At 71.8% G+C, this 16,793-nt stretch carries 16 protein-coding genes; 6 read left to right on the top strand and 10 right to left on the bottom strand.

The annotated features are described in order from the left end of the window. The first annotated feature begins 83 nt into the window (after positions 1 to 83). The gene (locus E7742_RS09900; RefSeq protein ID WP_137798799.1) at positions 84 to 1,469 is read left to right on the top strand and encodes a class II 3-deoxy-7-phosphoheptulonate synthase; all 1,386 of its coding nucleotides are present in this window, start codon (positions 84 to 86) and stop codon (positions 1,467 to 1,469) included. A gap of 100 nt (positions 1,470 to 1,569) precedes the next feature. Here E7742_RS09900 and pknB read toward each other — a convergent pair whose 3' ends face one another. Continuing rightward, positions 1,570 to 3,552, bottom strand: coding sequence for a Stk1 family PASTA domain-containing Ser/Thr kinase (gene pknB, locus E7742_RS09895; protein ID WP_137798798.1), 1,983 nt, complete (start codon positions 3,550 to 3,552; stop codon positions 1,570 to 1,572). A gap of 123 nt (positions 3,553 to 3,675) precedes the next feature. On the opposite strand from pknB, the gene E7742_RS09890 reads away from it, so the two are divergent. Continuing rightward, the gene (locus tag E7742_RS09890) at positions 3,676 to 4,044 is read left to right on the top strand and encodes an Rv2175c family DNA-binding protein (protein ID WP_137798797.1); all 369 of its coding nucleotides are present in this window, start codon (positions 3,676 to 3,678) and stop codon (positions 4,042 to 4,044) included. A 38-nt stretch (positions 4,045 to 4,082) separates the two neighbouring features. On the opposite strand, the gene E7742_RS09885 is transcribed toward E7742_RS09890, so the two are convergent. From E7742_RS09885 to E7742_RS09870, 4 genes are all read right to left on the bottom strand, one after another. Further along, the gene (locus E7742_RS09885) at positions 4,083 to 5,024 is read right to left on the bottom strand and encodes a phytoene/squalene synthase family protein (protein WP_137798796.1); all 942 of its coding nucleotides are present in this window, start codon (positions 5,022 to 5,024) and stop codon (positions 4,083 to 4,085) included. A gap of 16 nt (positions 5,025 to 5,040) precedes the next feature. Beyond that, positions 5,041 to 6,687 carry an alpha-(1->6)-mannopyranosyltransferase A gene (locus E7742_RS09880; RefSeq protein WP_137798795.1) on the bottom strand — a complete coding sequence of 549 codons (1,647 nt, stop codon included), beginning with the start codon at positions 6,685 to 6,687 and terminating at the stop codon, positions 5,041 to 5,043. Between the two features lie 183 nt (positions 6,688 to 6,870). Beyond that, positions 6,871 to 7,158, bottom strand: coding sequence for a hypothetical protein (locus tag E7742_RS09875; RefSeq protein ID WP_137798794.1), 288 nt, complete (start codon positions 7,156 to 7,158; stop codon positions 6,871 to 6,873). A gap of 5 nt (positions 7,159 to 7,163) precedes the next feature. Then, positions 7,164 to 8,285 carry a polyprenyl synthetase family protein gene (locus tag E7742_RS09870; protein WP_441346891.1) on the bottom strand — a complete coding sequence of 374 codons (1,122 nt, stop codon included), beginning with the start codon at positions 8,283 to 8,285 and terminating at the stop codon, positions 7,164 to 7,166. Between the two features lie 215 nt (positions 8,286 to 8,500). Here E7742_RS09870 and metF point away from each other — a divergent pair, with 215 nt between their 5' ends. Then, positions 8,501 to 9,439, top strand: coding sequence for a methylenetetrahydrofolate reductase [NAD(P)H] (gene metF, locus E7742_RS09865; protein WP_217497529.1), 939 nt, complete (start codon positions 8,501 to 8,503; stop codon positions 9,437 to 9,439). 38 nt (positions 9,440 to 9,477) lie between these two features. Here metF and E7742_RS09860 read toward each other — a convergent pair whose 3' ends face one another. The 5 genes from E7742_RS09860 to E7742_RS09840 are packed head-to-tail and all read right to left on the bottom strand — an operon-like array spanning position 9,478 to position 14,502. Beyond that, entirely contained in the window at positions 9,478 to 10,641 is a 1,164-nt protein-coding gene (locus E7742_RS09860; protein WP_175420456.1) for a glycosyltransferase, read from the bottom strand. A gap of 11 nt (positions 10,642 to 10,652) precedes the next feature. After that, positions 10,653 to 11,402 carry an LppM family (lipo)protein gene (locus E7742_RS09855; RefSeq protein ID WP_441346890.1) on the bottom strand — a complete coding sequence of 250 codons (750 nt, stop codon included), beginning with the start codon at positions 11,400 to 11,402 and terminating at the stop codon, positions 10,653 to 10,655. A gap of 54 nt (positions 11,403 to 11,456) precedes the next feature. Next, entirely contained in the window at positions 11,457 to 12,281 is an 825-nt protein-coding gene (locus tag E7742_RS09850; RefSeq protein WP_137798790.1) for a carotenoid biosynthesis protein, read from the bottom strand. After that, positions 12,278 to 13,864, bottom strand: a complete 1,587-nt coding sequence (locus E7742_RS09845; RefSeq protein ID WP_137798789.1) for a phytoene desaturase family protein — start codon at positions 13,862 to 13,864, stop codon at positions 12,278 to 12,280. Before E7742_RS09845 ends, E7742_RS09850 begins: the two co-directional genes overlap by 4 nt. Beyond that, the gene (locus E7742_RS09840) at positions 13,861 to 14,502 is read right to left on the bottom strand and encodes a GNAT family N-acetyltransferase (protein WP_137798788.1); all 642 of its coding nucleotides are present in this window, start codon (positions 14,500 to 14,502) and stop codon (positions 13,861 to 13,863) included. The genes E7742_RS09845 and E7742_RS09840 overlap by 4 nt, the downstream gene beginning before the upstream one ends. A 165-nt stretch (positions 14,503 to 14,667) precedes the next feature. On the opposite strand from E7742_RS09840, the gene E7742_RS09835 reads away from it, so the two are divergent. The 3 genes from E7742_RS09835 (at position 14,668) to mraZ (ending at position 16,766) form a co-directional block, all read left to right on the top strand. After that, positions 14,668 to 15,183, top strand: a complete 516-nt coding sequence (locus tag E7742_RS09835; protein ID WP_368076961.1) for an SAV_6107 family HEPN domain-containing protein — start codon at positions 14,668 to 14,670, stop codon at positions 15,181 to 15,183. A 204-nt stretch (positions 15,184 to 15,387) separates the two neighbouring features. Then, positions 15,388 to 15,807 (top strand): DUF3040 domain-containing protein, encoded by a 420-nt coding sequence (locus E7742_RS09830; RefSeq protein ID WP_137798787.1) that lies wholly within the window; start codon positions 15,388 to 15,390, stop codon positions 15,805 to 15,807. Between the two features lie 527 nt (positions 15,808 to 16,334). Continuing rightward, positions 16,335 to 16,766 carry a division/cell wall cluster transcriptional repressor MraZ gene (mraZ, locus tag E7742_RS09825; RefSeq protein ID WP_137798786.1) on the top strand — a complete coding sequence of 144 codons (432 nt, stop codon included), beginning with the start codon at positions 16,335 to 16,337 and terminating at the stop codon, positions 16,764 to 16,766. Positions 16,767 to 16,793: the final 27 nt, after the last annotated feature.

Here is a 16,793-nt window from a genome sequence, read left to right as displayed (position 1 = left end):
CACGCCGGGACGCCGGCGCAACGATTCCCTGTCAATGGGGCCCATCGGTGACTCGCCCCCGGCAACGTGAATATCCTGTAGATGTGAACTGGACTGTCGACGTTCCGATCGACCGCTTGCCCGAACTGCCGCCGCTGCCTGCCGCCATGCGCGAGCAGCTCGACGCCGCGCTCGCCAGGCCGGCCGCGCAGCAGCCGCAATGGCCCGCCGACCAGGCCGCCGCCATGCGCACCGTCCTCGAGAGCGTGCCCCCCATCACGGTGGCCGGCGAGGTCGAGGCGCTGTCGGAGAAGCTGGCCGAGGTCGCCCGCGGTGAGGCCTTCCTGCTGCAGGGCGGCGACTGCGCGGAGACCTTCGCGGACAACACCGAGCCGCACATCAAGGGCAACATCCGCACGCTGCTGCAGATGGCCGTCGTGCTCACCTACGGCGCGAGCCTGCCGGTGGTCAAGGTCGCGCGCATCGCCGGCCAGTACGCCAAGCCGCGCTCGTCGAACACCGACGCGCTCGGGTTGCCGTCCTACCGCGGCGACATGGTCAATTCGCTGGTCGCCGACGAGGCCGTCCGCATCCACGATCCCTCGCGCCTGGTACGCGCGTACGCGAACGCCAGCGCGGCGATGAACCTGGTGCGGGCGCTCACCGGCTCGGGGATGGCGGACCTGCACAAGGTGCACGACTGGAACCGCGAGTTCGTGTCGTCGTCGCCGGCCGGTGCCCGCTACGAGGCGCTCGCCGCCGAGATCGACCGCGGGCTGCGTTTCATGAACGCGTGCCGGGTGAGCGACCCGAACTTGCAGTCGGCGCAGATCTACGCGAGCCACGAGGCGCTGGTGCTCGACTACGAGCGCGCGATGCTGCGCCTGGACAACACCGACGACCACCCCAAGCTGTACGACCTGTCCGCGCACTTCCTGTGGATCGGCGACCGCACCCGACAGCTCGACGGCGCGCACGTCGCCTTCGCCGAGCTGGTCGCCAACCCGATCGGCCTCAAGATCGGCCCGTCGACCACGCCGGAGCAGGCCGTCGAGTACGTCGAGCGCCTCGACCCGACGAACAAGCCGGGCCGTCTGACGCTGATCTCCCGCATGGGTAACGGCAAGGTGCGTGACCTGCTGCCGCCGATCATCGAGAAGGTGCAGGCCACCGGTCACCAGGTGATCTGGCAGTGCGACCCGATGCACGGCAACACCCACGAGGCCACCACGGGCTACAAGACCCGTCACTTCGACCGCATCGTCGACGAGGTCCAGGGGTTCTTCGAGGTGCACAACGGCCTCGGCACGCACCCGGGCGGCATCCACGTCGAGCTCACCGGTGAGAACGTCACCGAGTGCCTCGGCGGCGCGCAGGACATCTCGGACGTCGACCTGTCCGGTCGCTACGAGACCGCGTGCGATCCGCGCCTGAACACCCAGCAGTCGCTGGAACTGGCGTTCCTGGTCGCGGAGATGCTGCGGGACTAGTCGGAGCCCACCTGAAGGGTCCCTTCGTGCGCTCCCCGCGCACGAAGGGACCCTTCAGCCGTTCGGGGCCCGTCCCGCAGGCACCGGCACGCGGCGGGGGTCAGAGCAGCGAGGTGAGCGTGACCGTGCCACCGGGCGCGACGCGGCCGCCGGCTCCGGGACTCTGCGAGATGATCAACGACCGGTCCGAGCTGACGATCTGGCGCACCTCGTACCGCAGGCCCAGGCGGTCGAGTTCGGACTTGGCGGCGGCGACCGAGCGGCCCAGCATCGACGGTACCTTCACCGCGTTCGACACCTTCAGCACCACACTGGCACCGGCCTTGACGGTGGTCCCCACCGCGGGATCGGTCCCGACCGCGTCGCCGGCGTCGACGTCGCCGTCGAAGACCTGCTGGACGTCGCGCACCGTGATGCCCACCCCGTCGAGGGCCTTGCGCGCGGCGTCCTCCGACAGGCCCGACACGTCCGGGACGTCCACCGGCGGGGCGCCCTTGCTGCGGATCAGCCGGATCTGAGATCCGACCGCCAGCATCGTGCCGGGGGCGGGCTCGAGCGCGGCGATCGCCCCGACCGGGACGCGCGCGCTGAACGCCTCGCCGCCGTCGACCGGCACGAACGTACGCTCCCGCAGGCTGGCCTCGACGGCCGCGACGTCGCCGCGCCCGGTCACCTCGGGGACCGTGGGCCGGCCGAGCGAGACCAGGACCTGCACCGTCGACCCGCGTGGCACCTTCGACCCGCTCGGCGGGTCGGTGCCGACCAGCGCGTCGACGGCCACGGTGTCGGAGTACCGGCCCGTCGTCTCCGCGGTCAGGCCGGCCGCCTCGATGCTGGTGGTCGCGGCGGCCGGGCTCTGACCGTCGACCGCCGGGATGGCGGCGTACCGGCCCGAGCCGAGCCACCACCCGCCGACGCCGACCGCGGCCGCGACGAGCAGCACCACCAGCAGCCACACCAGCACCGTACGACGGGATCGTCGCCCGCGTGCCGCCGCGTCGCCGAACGGACGGCCGACGGGGCTCTCGACGGGCGGTTCCGCGTCCTCCTCGGGTGGCCGGGGGGTGACGGTGGTGACCACCTTGGTGTGCTGCACGCCGGTGTCGGACGCAGGCGCCGGCAGCACCGTCGTCGGGTCGGGACCGCGGTCGGCGGTGGGCGCCTCCGGATTCCGGGCGGTCACGGCCGTCGGTGCGGCGGCCTGCTGGGCGGCGCGGCGCGGCGCGGGCACCCGGTACGGCGGCAACTGCAGCTGCGCGCTGACGGCCCGCAGTTGCGCCGCCATCGCACCCGCGTCCGCGAACCGTTCGTCGGGAACGCGTTCGGTGGCCCGGACGACGAGGTCGTCGAACTCCGGCGGTACGCCGTCGATCAGCGTGCTCGGCGCCGGCACGTCGTTGTCGATGCGCTGGTACGCGATCGACAACGAGGTGTCGCCCGTGAACGGGGTGGTGCCGGTGAGCATCTCGAACAGCATCACTCCCGCCGCGTACACGTCGCTGCGGGCATCGGCCGTCCCGGTCGTGACCTGTTCCGGCGACAGGTACTGGGCGGTGCCCAGGATGACGCTGCGGGACGTGGTGTTGGAGGCGGCGATGGCGCGCACCAGCCCGAAGTCGGCGATCTTGACGTCACCGGCGTGCGAGATGAGGACATTCTCGGGCTTGATGTCGCGGTGCACCAGTCCGGCGCGGTGTGCGACGGCCAGCGCCTCGAGGACCGGGCGGGTCACCGCGGCGGCCGCGTGCGGGGGCATGGGCCCGCGCTCGCGCAGCAACTCGCGCAGGGTCCCACCCTCGACGAGTTCCATCACCAGGAAGGCGTGCTCACCATCGCTGCCCTGGTCGTGCACTCCCACCAGGCCCGGATGGTTGAGCCGGGCCACCGCGCGGGCCTCGAACTCGAAGCGCGCGAGGAACTGCGGATCCGCCGCGAACTGCGGGTCCATCACCTTGATCGCGACCGGACGGTCCAGCCGCAGGTCCATGCCGCGGTAGACGGTGGACATACCGCCCCGCGCGATGGGTGCATCGATGCGATAGCGCCGATCCAGCACCACACCGATCAACCGTCCGGGATTCAAGCTCGCGCCCCCTCGTTTCGTTCACAGAGTCATGTCGATCGTAGTCAGCCCGCGGCCGTCCACCCGATTCCGCGACGCGGGCCGTGGTCGTACCGCCGTCGCCGACCCGATAACGTTAGGGGAGTGAGTGCTATCCCTTACTGCGATGACGTGTTGGACCGGTCGATTCCGCTGCTGCAGCTGGCGGACGTGTCGAAGGGGATGGGTCTCGCGGTCACCCGCGTGCACCAGCTGCTGCGCGACCACCACCTGATCGCGGTCCGGCGCGACGGGGTGCTGGGCATCCCCGAGGCGTTCTTCGGCGACGACGGCCAGCCCGTGCGTCTGCTCCCGGGGCTGATCGTCGTGCTGCGCGACGGCGGCTACGAGGACGAGGAGATCCTGCGGTGGCTGTTCGCCGAGGACGACACGCTCCCGGGCACCCCGATCGACGCGATGCACGGGGACCTGGCGCGCGAGGTGGTCCGCCGCGCCCAGTCCATGGCCTTCTGACGGCGCTTTCGACGGTCCGTCCGACGCCCCGCCCCGGTCTACCGGGTGCCGGGCAACAGGGATTTCCCGAGCAAGGGTAGCGCGACCGCGAGGCGGCGGCGCCGCGGCACGGTCGCGCGCCGGTCGAGGATTCGGAAGTCGTACCTCTCGATCTCGTCGAGGATGTCCCCGTACAGGACGAAGGCGACGCGGATGCCGGGGCGGGCCCGGGGCGCGAGCATGTCGAGTCCAGGTTCGGCCCGCCGGTACACCGACCGGGTGAGCGCGACGAGGTGCGCGAGGGCCCGGCGCACACGCGGGTCCACGGTGCCGGTCCGGCGGCCGTACCGCAGCAGGTCGGCGTCCACCCCGAACGCGGCCAGCTCGTCGGCGGGCAGATAGACCCGGCCACGGTCGAGATCCTCGCCGACGTCCCGCAGGAAGTTGGTCAGCTGGAACGCCTCGCCCAGCGCCGCCGCACACGGTGCCGCGTCGCCGGTGGGGACGCTGGTGCCGAGGACCGGCAACATCTGCAGGCCGATGACCGCGGCCGAGCCGTACATGTAGTGGCGCAGCGTCGCCAGGTCGGGATAGGTCGCGCGGTAGCCGGGAGTCCCGGGCACGTCCATGCGCATCGACTCGAGAAACGCGCGGAAGTACTCGACGGGAATGTCGTAGCGGCGGATCGTGTCCGCGAGGGCGGGCAGCACCGGACCCGCGTAGGAATCGTCGACGGCGCGGCCCGCGAGCGCCGCGGCGAGCTGCTGCTCGACCACGTCGAGCGCCGCCGCCCGATCGACCGCGCCGCCCTCTGCGGTATCGGTGTCGGTGTCGACGATGTCGTCCACGACGCGTGCGAAGCCGTACAGCGCGTGCACCGCCGGGCGTCGCTCGGCGGGCAGCAACCGGGTGGCCAGGAAGTAGGTGCGGCCGTGGCGGGCCGCGAGTTCGCGGCAACGTCGGTACGACGGGGTGAGGTCCTGGGGGGCGGATCGGGTCACGACGACGCCCACCCGGTCAGAGGGACGAGGACCGGGAGTCGGCCGCCGTCCGCGCCAGTTGCTCCGCCGGGTCCGGTCCCCGAAGCGATCCGAGGGGAACCGGCGCAGGTTCGGTGGACTTGTCCGAGACCGTCCGCAGACGCAGCGGGTCGACGGTCCGCAGCGACAACGCGGCCACGACGGCGGCGAAGGTCGCGAGCGCGACGTGGAAGAACGTGTAGAGGCCGATCGAGCCGTCCGGCTGGAAGACGAGCATCAGCCAGGTGGACAGGCCGACGACCACCTGCAGCGTTCGGGGCGACATCGCGAATCCGGCGGCGATCGCGAGCGGCCACGAGTAGTACCAGGGCAGGGCGGCCGGGGACAGGATCACGATGGCCACGAGGGCCGCGAGGATACCCAGGACCGCGTCCCGCTCCGTCTTGCGGAAACGCCACCAGATCCACAGCAGGAGGCCCATCAGCGCGAGCGCGCAGATCGACCGGGTCACCTCGAGCACCGGTGTCAGCCGGAGCCCCGTGAACCACCCGGTTCCCACCGTGACGACGTGCGCCATGATCGTCGGCAGCGAGAGCCAGTTGATGATCTTCGCGGAGCCGGACAGGGCGGTGAGCCAGCCCAGCCCGACCCCGGCGACGGCCGAGGCGGCGGTGAAGATCGCCACGAACACCGCGACACCGGTACCGGCGGCCCGCACGAACGACGCCAGCGGCGCCGCCGGCTCCCGGCCCTCGGCCTCCGCGCGCTGACGTTCGTGGATGATCCAGATCCAGACGATGAACGGCAACGCGATGCCGGCCATCGCCTTGACCGCGACTCCGACAGCGATCACGGCGATCGCGAGGACGTGCCGCCGGTCCAGGGCCAGCGTCACACCGGCGACCATCAGCCCGACCATGAGCAGTTCGTTGTGGACGCCGCCGATGAGATGGATGAGCACCAGCGGGTTGAGCACCGCGACCCACACCGCGACCGTCGGCTGACCGCCGAGCTGGCGGGCCAGGCGGGGCAGCGCCCACAGCATCAGGCCCAGACCGGGCAGGAACGCCAGCCGCAACAGCATGGTGCCCGCGACGACGTTGTCCCCGGTGATGCTCGTGACGCCCTGACCGATCAGGAGCGAGATCGGGCCGTACGGGGCCGTCGTGGTGGTCCACACGTTGCTGACGTTGTCGAGCAGGATGCCGGGGTTGACGACCGGACCGACCGCGTAGGGGTCGAAGCCGTCGCGCAGCAGCGCACCCTGCGCGAGGTACGAGTACGCATCGCGACTGAACATCGGGACCGCCAGCAGCAACGGCGCCGTCCACAGCGGAACCGTCCACGCCAGGGCCCGCAGACCCACCTCCCCGCGGATGGTCGCCCGGCCCAGCCGCACCCACGCCAGGATCATCGACAGCACACCGGCCCAGACGATGATCATCGAGAGCGCGTAGCCGTGCCCGAAGCGCAGCCACGACAGCCGCATCTCCTCGAGCAGTGGATCGTGCTTGCGGACACTGCCGGCGCCGAAACCACCGAAGGTGATCATCACCGCTCCGAGGAACCCGAGCACGCTCGCATGCCCGGCGGGCGTGCGCAGGTAGTCGGCGCTCGAACGCAGCCGGGACCGTCGGTCGGCGGTGGCGGCGGTGGCGTTCAGGGATCGGGAAGGGGCCGACATCGGTGCAGGTTCCTCCCCCGGAAGGGTTGCTCGGCGCTGTCCGACGGCGTCGCATCGGCCGGACAGCATGGGACGGAGACTCAGTTTAGTGCGTCGCCCACGGTTGTCCGGCACGCCTTCCCCCCGATCGGCCGCAGATGCGCCGCGCGGCCAGTTTGCCCGAAATGAGGTCCGTCGGATCGCCTAACCGGGTGTCGTCCCGGAGCCGGCGAGGCCGATGTCGGTATCGCGTGAGGTCAGGTTACGTCGTCGGAACGGACCGGTCTGCCGGAACACGTGTGCCGGCGCGAAGACACCCCACTCACGTGGGCCGCGCGCGGCATGGCGGCGGGCAGTCCGGATGTGATCAACCCCATAGTCGGCGGTGATGCCCGGGTAGCCGCGCCCGAGCAGGTGCAGGGCCGCCGACACCCCGGCGTGCCCGGCCCCGACCCCGACGACCGGGTCGGTGGCGCCCGTGACCGTGCGCACGGCGGTCAGGCGTCGCGGCGGGTGACGGCGACCGCCATGTCCCGCAACAGCCGCTTGCTCTCGTCGGTTGCGTCGCTGCCGTCGAGCGTGGTCAACGCCCGCTCGGTGAGGTCGGCGATGCGCTTCTCGGCGTCGTCCACCGCACCCAGGTCGGTGATCACCGTGCGCAGGCGTTCGATCTCCGGCTCCGACAGTTCGGTGCCGATCGACTCGCGCAGCAGTGCCGCGGCTGTCGGGTCCGTCCGATCGGCCTGCTGCAGCGCGACGGCGAACAGGACCGTCCGCTTGCCGTCGCGCAGGTCGTCGCCGGACGGCTTGCCCGTCACCTCGGGGTCGCCGAACACGCCCAGCAGGTCGTCGCGCAGCTGGAACGCGATGCCGATGTCGTGACCGAAGTCCCGGTACGCCGCGACGAGGGCGTCGTCCGCGCCGGCCATCGCGGCGCCCAGGTGCAGGGGCCGCTCGATGGTGTAGGCGGCAGTCTTGAACCGGTCGACACGCAGCGCCGACTCCACCGACTCGTCGGCCCGCACCTCGTTGCTGATGTCGAGGAACTGCCCGCCGAGCACCTCGGTCCGCATCGCCGACCACACCGGAGAGATGCGCGTGAGCGCGGCGTGGTCGAGACCGGACTCGCGCACCATGTCGTCGGCCCACGCCAGCGCGAGATCACCGAGCAGGATCGCGGCCGCCCGCCCGAACTCGGCCGCGCCGCCGCTCCACTGCTGCGCACTGTGCTGATCGGCGAACTCCACGTGCACGGTGGGGAACCCGCGTCGCGTGGTCGACGCATCGATGATGTCGTCGTGCACCAGCGCGCAGGCCTGCACGAGCTCGAGGGCCGACGCGGCCCGCAGCACGGCGGACGCCTGGTCACCGGCCGGGTCGCCGCCCGCACCCAGCCAACCCGTCCACGCGAAGACCGGCCGCACCCGCTTTCCCCCGCGGAGCACGAAGCTCTCGAGCGCGGCGACCGCGTCGGCGTAGCCACCGCCTACCGAGCGGACGAGCTCGGCGCGGGACGCGAAGAACTCCCGGAGCGACGCCTCCACGAGGTCGGTCAGTGGCGGGGTGGACTGGGTCGGGCGAGCAAACTCACCGGCTCCGGCGGACAGAACTGCCTCCAAGGTGCGTGGGAACTCGAGGTCGAGCACTGACGGCGACGCGGCGCTTCGGGCCGGCGCGAAGCCTCGCTCCCACCTTAGTGGGCCGCTGCCGAGGTCTGGCCGCGTCGGCCGCAGTCCCACCGAGCGGGCGACGCGATGCGCAGCGACGGGGCAGGTCAGCCTATGCTTGCCGGGTGACATTCGATGCCGTTCGGGGGCGCAGCAGCGCGGGTTGGGTGACCCAGACCCCTTCGATCGTGGACCGTATCCGCTCGTCCGACACGTCGCAGGGCGGACGGATCCCCTTCTCCGTCGAGTTCTCGCCGCCGCGCGACGAGGCCGCCGAGGAGCGGCTGTGGCGGGCGGTGCGCGCGTTCGAGCGGCTCGGCCCGGCGTTCGTGTCGATGACGTACGGCGCCGGTGGGTCGACCCGCGACCGCACGGTCCGGGTGACGGGGCAGATCGCGGAGGAGACGACGCTGTTGCCGGTCGCGCATCTCACGGCCGTCGGGCACAGCATCGACGAACTGCGGGCGATGTGCGGGGCCTACGCGGACCGCGGGATCAGTAACGTCCTGGTCCTGCGCGGCGACCCGCCGGGCGACCCGCTCGGCGAGTGGGTCAAGCACCCCGAGGGCGTCGAGTACGCCGAGGAACTCGTGCGCCTCGTGCGGGACATGGGCGACTTCCATGTGGGCGTCGCGTCGTTCCCCGAGGGGCACTACCGGGCACCGGATCTCGACCACGACACCAAGTATCTGGTGCAGAAGCTGCGGGCCGGCGCCGAGTACTCGATCACCCAGATGTTCTTCGACGTCGAGGACTACCTGCGGCTACGGGACCGGGTGGTGGCGTACGACCCCGAGCAGGGGGAGAAGCCGATCATCCCCGAGATCATGCCCATCACGTCGCTGCGGTCCGCTCGGCGCAGCCTGGAGCTGTCGGGGTCGCGGTTGCCCGAGGAGCTCGAGACGCGGCTGCGGCGCGCGGCGGGCGACGGCCCGGAGGAGAACCGGGCCGCGGTACGCGAGATCGGTATCGAGGTGGCGACCGAGATGGCCGAGCGGCTCATCTCCGAGGGCGCGCCGTGCCTGCACTTCATCACGCTGAACTTCGCGCGGGCGACCAGTGAGGTGCTCACGAATCTGGGAATGTCGGCGTCCGCCGCGGTGTGACGACGTATCCGGGGTGAGGCCCTGCGGCCGGTCCCGCCTCAGCCGACGGACCGGCCCTTCCAGCGCAGGCGTCCGCGCCGCCGATCGCGATGCGACGCGGCGAGCAGCCGGATCAGTCCGACCACCGATGCGGGATGGGCGAGAGCGTCCGCCACGTCGGTGCCCCGGGGGCGCCGGCCGGTCTCGACCGTCCGGGCCGTGAGCCGGGACGCCACACCCGCGGCGTAGCCCACCGCGCCCCAGACTCGGGTGCCGCCACGACCCGCGACGATCGCCACCGGCGGCAGTACGTAGCCGAGTGCGGCGACGGCCGCGACCACCGCGGCCCCGGCGGGGGAGCCGAACTGCGTCCACAACCACCGGGTGTGTCCGGCACGCAGGGTCGCGGCGCCGGTGTACATCCGGCACGAGGCAAGTCCCTGGGCGGCGGCGACCGCGGTGCGCTCGCCCCGGCGCCGGAGTGCGCGCGTGATGTCGAGATCCTCGGTGACGCTGCCCGCCACCGCGGTGTGCCCGCCGAGCCGGAAGTACGCCGCGGCGTCGAACACGAGGAACTGGCCGCACGCCACCGCCATCGACGGGCGCGTGTTGCGGTTCGCCACCGCGACGGGCAGGGCCGCGAACCACGACCAGCACAGCAACGGCTGGAGCAGACGCTCACTCACCGAACCGGCGTCCTGCCGCGGCCACGGCGACACCAGAGCGGCCCCGCTGCGGCGCAGCTCGCCGACGGCGGCCGCGAGCGCGCCGGGCGCCACGCGGACGTCGGCGTCGAGGAACACCAGCACGCCCGGGTGCCGCGGATCCATCAGGCGGGCGGCGTGGTCGGCGCCGCGCCGGCACGCCGCGTTCTTGCCGAGCCAGCCCTGCGGCGGCGGACCGTCGCCGTGGACGAGCGCGAAACGGCCGTCGCCGTCGAACGCGCGCCGCGCGACGTCGGCGGTGGCGTCGGAGGAGTCGTCGTCGAGGATCAGGACCCGCAGCGTGCCGAGTCCGCGCTGGGCGCGCAGATCCGCCACGAGAGCAGCGATTCGATCGGCCTCGTCGCGGGCGGGCACCACCACCGTCACCGGTTCGGTCACCGTCGCCGCCCGCAGGCGGGGCAGGGTCGCGGCGTTGACGGCGGCGACCGCGGCGCTCAGCAGCGCGAGTCCGGTTCCGGTACGGGTGGCGAGATCGAGGAGGCGGAGCGGGCGAACCACGGGGGGTCGGATCACCGTGCGGGGCTCGACGGACGCGGCTCCCGCGGGGCCGCGGGGCGCGAGTCGCGCGGCGGAGTCGGGGGCTGCATGCGGTTGCGGGTGGCCCACGCCATTCCGCCGACGATCACCGCGACCGCGATCGCGACGCCGCCCGCCATCCCGGCCCAGCCGGCGAAGCTGCGGGTGCTCGGGTCGGCGTACCGGACCTCGGCGCGCAACGTGCTGACGTCACCGGCCGGGAGCTTCCACGTCACCGTCGAATCGCCCTCACGGACACCGTTCGTGGTTGCGACCCGCGCCGGGAACGCGATCGTGAACTGGACGTCGGTGCCCTGTGCCGGCACGTTCTCGAGATCGACGCGCCCGTCGAGCGTCACCTGGTCACCGGCGCGGCGCAGCGCCAGCTGCAGTGCGGTGCCGGTCTGGCTGTACATCGAGCCGAGCTCCTGGACGTCCCCGAACGACAACCCGTTGAAGAAGGCCTGGGTGCCGACGTAACCGTCCTTGCGGTACTCCTGCACGCGGATGCGGCCCGCCAGCGACCCCGGCGGGGTGAGCTGCGGGCCCTTGTCGTCGTCGCTCTGCGGCACCGTCGCCGCGACGATCTGCCCGGAGACCTTGTCGTCGGCGGACACGCCCATCGAGACCTGCACCCGCAGACACCCCGCGAGCAGCGGGACCAGCAGAAGCGCGAGGACTGCGGCCGCGAACACGCGGGGGGAGCGGGACCGGGAGGAGGGGCCTGAGGAGGACGGCTGCACAGCAACATCGTGCCAGGTGCGGCGACATCCACGTGCCAGGCACCGCGTTTCGGCTCAGGTGGTGGGGGAGCTGTCCGATTCCGTGCGGTCGGTGCTCCGGTGGGGCCGGAGCAGCCGCAACAACAGCGGGACGCCGACGACACCCATCGCCAGCAACCCGTAGACCGCCGAGTACCGCAGCTCCGGCGGGTCCAGGAAGACCGCGTGCGCGAGCGACGAGCCCAGCCACGTCCACAGGAACAGTGCGATCGGCACGGCGTCCAGACGCGGCGTCGGCGTCACCCGCCGCCGCCGGTCGAGCGCGTCCACGACGACGGCCATGCCCGCCGCGACGACGACCCATCCCGCATAGTTCGTGAGCGGGATGTGCGCGATACCGGGCAGCCCGGCATCGGTGACACACCAGCGCCACTGCCCGTCGGCGACCATCTGCGGATCGAGATACAGATCCCAGCCGACGACACCGGCGGTGGTGAGAGCGATGCGGCGCACCCGGCCGCGGGTGACGAGCGAGGCCGCGCACCACACCGGGTAGAAGCCGGCCGTCCACGCGAACGGCACCACGAGGGGGACGTCGACGAGCGCCCAGCCGAGCCGTCCGGCCGCGTACTCGTAGCACCCGTACGGGTAGCCGGTCGCCGTCCCGACGATCTCGGAGACGAGCCCGATGCCGGCCGTGGTCACGACCATGCCGGCGGCCCACCGCCCGCCGCGGGTGCCCACCGCGTGCACGATCGACGCGGCGGCGAGCAGGGCGACGACCGCGACGGTCACGACGTCGCGGACGCGCCCGTCGACGAGGGGGTAGACGATCTGCGCCCCGACCGCCGCCGCCGCGACCACCGCGGAGACCGGCACGAGCGGAGACCGGGTGCTCATCGCAGCGTCTTGCGCAGCGCCCGCCGCAGCCGTCCGCCACTCGCGTCCGCGAGCGCGACGCGGGCGGCGCTGCGCCCGCTCGAGCCCGACACTCCGCCGCCGGGATGTGTGGACGCGCCGGTCAGGTAGAGGGCCTCGGCGTGCGGGACGCGGTGCCCGGCGAGCTCCGGGAGGGGGCGCCACATGAACATCTGGTCGAGGGACATCTCCACGTGCATCACGTTGCCACCGAGCAGGCCCATCTCGCGCTCGATGTCGGCGGGGGTCTGTACGTACCGGTGCCGGATGCTGTCCGCGAAGCCGGGTGCGAGCGCGTCCACGCCCGCGACGATGCGGTCGGCCTCGGTCGCCCCGAGATCGGCCCAGGACCGGCCGCCGGACAGCGCGTACGGGTGCCATTGCGACCACAACGTCACCTGGTGCTCGCCGGCGGGGGAGATCGTGGGGTCGATGCCGCTGAAACTCATCGCGAGTACCGCCGGCTGCGGCGGCAGTTCACCTGCCAGGGCCGCACCGTGCGCCGTCCGCAGTTGTGCGCGATCGGAGACGAGCAGCTGCAGCCCCGACGTCGCGGCCGCCTCGCTCGGTGCGCTCGGATACGTCGGCAGCGCATCGGTGCCCAGTCGCAGCACCATGCCGATCCCCGGTCCCACCCGGATGCGCCGGCGCCATCCCGCGAGGGTCTCCCGGTCGTACCCGCCCCGCTCGAGCAGGTCGAGGGTCGTCAGCACGTGACACCCGGCGATCACCGTACGCGCCCGGATCCGGCGGCCCGACTCGGTGACCACCGTCCACCCGTCGTCGCCGCGCCGCAGTTCGGTCACGCCGTCCCCGAGTGTGACGGTGCCGCCGTCGGATTCGAGGCGGCGGGCCAGCGCCGCGGTGAGCGCGCCGCTGCCGCCGACTGCACGACCCGGCGGAAGGGTGTGCATCAGGGCGGCGAACCCGACCATCGGCGCGGTGCCCGGCTCGGACATCGGCGGCCCGGACTGGGCGCCGAACCAGGCCAGCGCGGCCTTGAGCGGTTCGCTGTCGAAGTACTCGTCGAGCAGGGCGTCGCCCGTGGTGAGGAACTCTCGTGAGAGTGCGCCCGCGCCGCCGGCCGTGTCGAGACCCCAGAACGAGCGCAGCAGCCGCCCTCCGGTCGGGGGCGCGGCGAACGCGCGCATGACCCGTTGCGTCCGCGGCCCCCACGTCGCGACGAACCGCCGGTAGGCGTCCGCGTCCGCGCTGCCGCACGACTCCTCGATCGACCGGCACGTGCGATCGAGGTCGCGGTGGAAGACGATGCCGGGACGATCCGATCCGGCCGGCGCGGGCGCGAACGCCCATGGGTCGCAGTCGATGTAGCGCAGCCCGTGCGCGGCGAGGTCGAGCTCCTCGACGATTCCGCTGTGGCGGATCATGATGTGCGCCGACGAGCCCCGGTCGACACGGTGTCCGGGGAACCGCTCGACCGTCGAGACGGCGCCACCGACGACGCTGTCGCGTTCGATGACCTCCACCGACCAGCCCTCTCGTGCGAGGTAGCAGGCCGAGACAAGGGCGTTGTGGCCCGATCCGACGACGACGGTATCGATCACAGCGGCAACCCCCGGCCTAGAACTGCGAACGGCCGTCGGTCGCCCGCGAAGGTGAAGTGGCGGACGACGTCCCGGAATCCGGTACGGCGGTACAGCCGCCACGCCCGGTTGTCCTCGCCCGCCACCTCGGGTGTGGAGAGCAGGACTCCGCGCTCGGGACGGCCGGTGAGCAGTCGGTGCAGCAGTCGTTCGCCCAGACGATGTCCCTGGGCGCTGGGGTGGACGTGCAGTTCGGTCAGCTCGAAGTAGTTGCCGAGCACGTACTCGATCTGGTCGCGGCTCCAGCCCGTCGACTGCATGCCGTGGCGAACCTGCTGCTGCCACCACTGGTCCGGCGCACCCCGGTACCCGTAGGCGATGGCCACCAGCGTGGCAGGGCGGTCCGGGTCGGCGGGATCGGACCGGACGGCGCCGACCGCGCGCCACCCCGCACGTCGCGTGTGCTCGGCCCAGAGGGGGGCGCGGTGGTACTCGGTGCCGCGCGGGTAGCCCATCGCGGCCACGTAGATCGCCAGCGCCTCGGGCAGTCGCGCACGCATCTCGGCCGCCGACAATTCCAGAACGACCGGCGCGGCCGCGTCCGGTCGGGGATCCGGGCGCTCGCCGGGGCTCGCGCCGGTACTGCCGGTGGAGTCCATGCTCGGGCTCACCCTCTTCTCTCTTGACGTCCTGTCGGTGGGTCCAGCTATATTGAATAGGTCGAACATGTGTTCGACATCGGCGATCCGGTGATGTTCGAGGGAAGCGAATCATCGCCGGATCGCCGGCCCTGGACCCGCAAGCGGTGGGAGGTGCTCGGAGTCATGTCGGATGCAGTATCGAAGATGCGGCCGCGGTCGGCATCGATCGTGTCGGGCGCGCGGCGTCCCGGAGCGGCGCCGTGCGCGGACGGGGGACGGTCACGCCGCGGGGCGCTCGTGCGGGCGGGCGCACTTCTGCGCCGGGCGGACGGGCTGCTCTCGGAGTCGGTCGGGGCCGGGGCGCCCGCCGAGCGTTTCCGGTGCGCCTATCTCGCGGCGCTCAAGGGTGCCGCCGCGGTGCTCGCGGCGTCGGAGGGACAGCAGGCTCCGGCGCGACGGCCGCGCTCGCGCAGCGCCTGGGTGCTCATGGCGCGTACGGCACCCCAGTTCGGTGAGTGGGCCGACTACTTCGCCGCGCACTCGGCGTTGCGGGCGGCGATCGAGGCCGGCGTCGACCGCGGCGTGTCGGATGTCGATGCCGACCGCTTCTATGCGGAGGCGGGGAGGTTCCTCACCGCCGTCGAGGATTTCCTCGCCGAACAGGGTGCCGACGACACGTATCCGGGGATCTCCGCGTAGCACTCGCCGGTGATTCCGGACACGTTGGCGGCCTCGGCGGTCGAGGTGTCGCAGATCGCCGGCGATTCTTCGAGAACTCGTCGGTGGAGTAGGTGGTCAGGTGCGGGTGCACCTCGTATTATCGATTCCAGGTAACCGTCAGTCCGTTACCCGCCTCTCCGCACCGCGGTGAGGTGCCAACTCTTTAGTGCCGGGGGAGGTACCGTGCCACTCTCCGAGCACGAGCAGCGCATGCTCGACCAGATCGAGAGCGCGCTCTACGCCGAGGATCCCAAGTTCGCGTCGACGGTGCGAGGCGGCCGCATGCGTGCGCCGTCCGGCAAGCGCCGGTTGCAGGCCGTGGCCCTTTTCGTGCTGGGTCTCGTCCTTCTGGTCGTGGGCGTGGCTGTGAATGTGAGGTTGGGCGAATTCCCGATCATCAGTTTGATCGGCTTCGTCGTGATGTTCGGTGCCGGAATTCTCTTCCTGCTCGGCAACGGGAAGAGTCGTCTGGCAGCGGTTCCGGACGGAGACGGTTCTGCGGGCGGATCGCATCCGCGTAAGTCCCATGGGAGCAAGAAGGGCGGCGGTGGGTTCTCCTCCCGTATGGAGGACCGGTTCCGCAGGAGATTCGAGCAGGAATAGGGCGTAGGAAAGACCGCACGACTCGAGGGCGGTGGCGTGGCTCGCAAGAGCCCCGCCACCGCCCTTTCGTCGTCGAGCGCACCTCGCGGCCGGGCCGCCCCCTCGCGAGCCGTCCCCACCCCGTCTCCCCACCCCGGCCCACCCGGTCTCCCCACCCCGGCCCACCCGGTCTCCCCACCGCTCCCCACCTGCCGGTGCCCACCCCCGCGGCGCCGGGCCGCGTGGCGCCCGCACGGCGCTGAGCTGCCGATTTGTTGATCTTGATGGGCGCGTGCGACGCGTGCGCACCGGGTAATCGGCGTGTTTGCCGTCACCCGGAGCACTTCCCCCACTCTCGCCCCCTGGGCGTGAGCTGCACTTATCCCTCGAAACTTGTCAAATCACGCACCGATTCGGATTGAAAGTGGAGGAGAGTGGGGTAAAGTGGCGGGCAGCGGATCGCGCGAGCGACCCGCAAGAGATGCGGAACGGCGCCGGCGGGTGCCGGCCCGCACGTTCGCAACAGGGCCCCGGCGGGAGGTGTCGAGTTGTTTCTCGGTACCTACACGCCGAAGCTCGACGACAAGGGGCGGCTGACGCTGCCCGCGAAGTTCCGGGATGCGTTGGCGGGAGGTTTGATGGTCACGAAAGGTCAGGACCACAGCCTTGCGGTGTACCCCCGCGAGGAGTTCACCGCACTCGCACGTCGTGCCGCCGCCGCTTCCCGCAGCAATCCGCAGGCCCGCGCATTCGTGCGCGGTCTCGCGTCGGGCACCGACGAGCAGCACCCCGACGCGCAGGGACGGATCACGTTGTCTGCGGACCACCGCCGCTACGCGGGCCTCTCCAAGGACTGCGTGGTGATCGGATCGGTCGACTTCCTGGAGATCTGGGACGCCCAGGCGTGGGCGGACTACCTCGCGGAGCACGAAGAAAGCTACTCACAAGCCAGAGACGAGGCGCTCGAAGGGATCTTCTGACCCGTCGACGCCGGCGAGTGCCGCGAG

Origin of the sequence: Rhodococcus sp. SGAir0479 (assembly GCF_005484805.1) — a bacterium.
Taxonomy (GTDB): domain Bacteria; phylum Actinomycetota; class Actinomycetes; order Mycobacteriales; family Mycobacteriaceae; genus Prescottella.
Note: the sequence above shows the minus strand (reverse complement) of the source record. Positions and strands in the feature narration are given on the sequence as shown.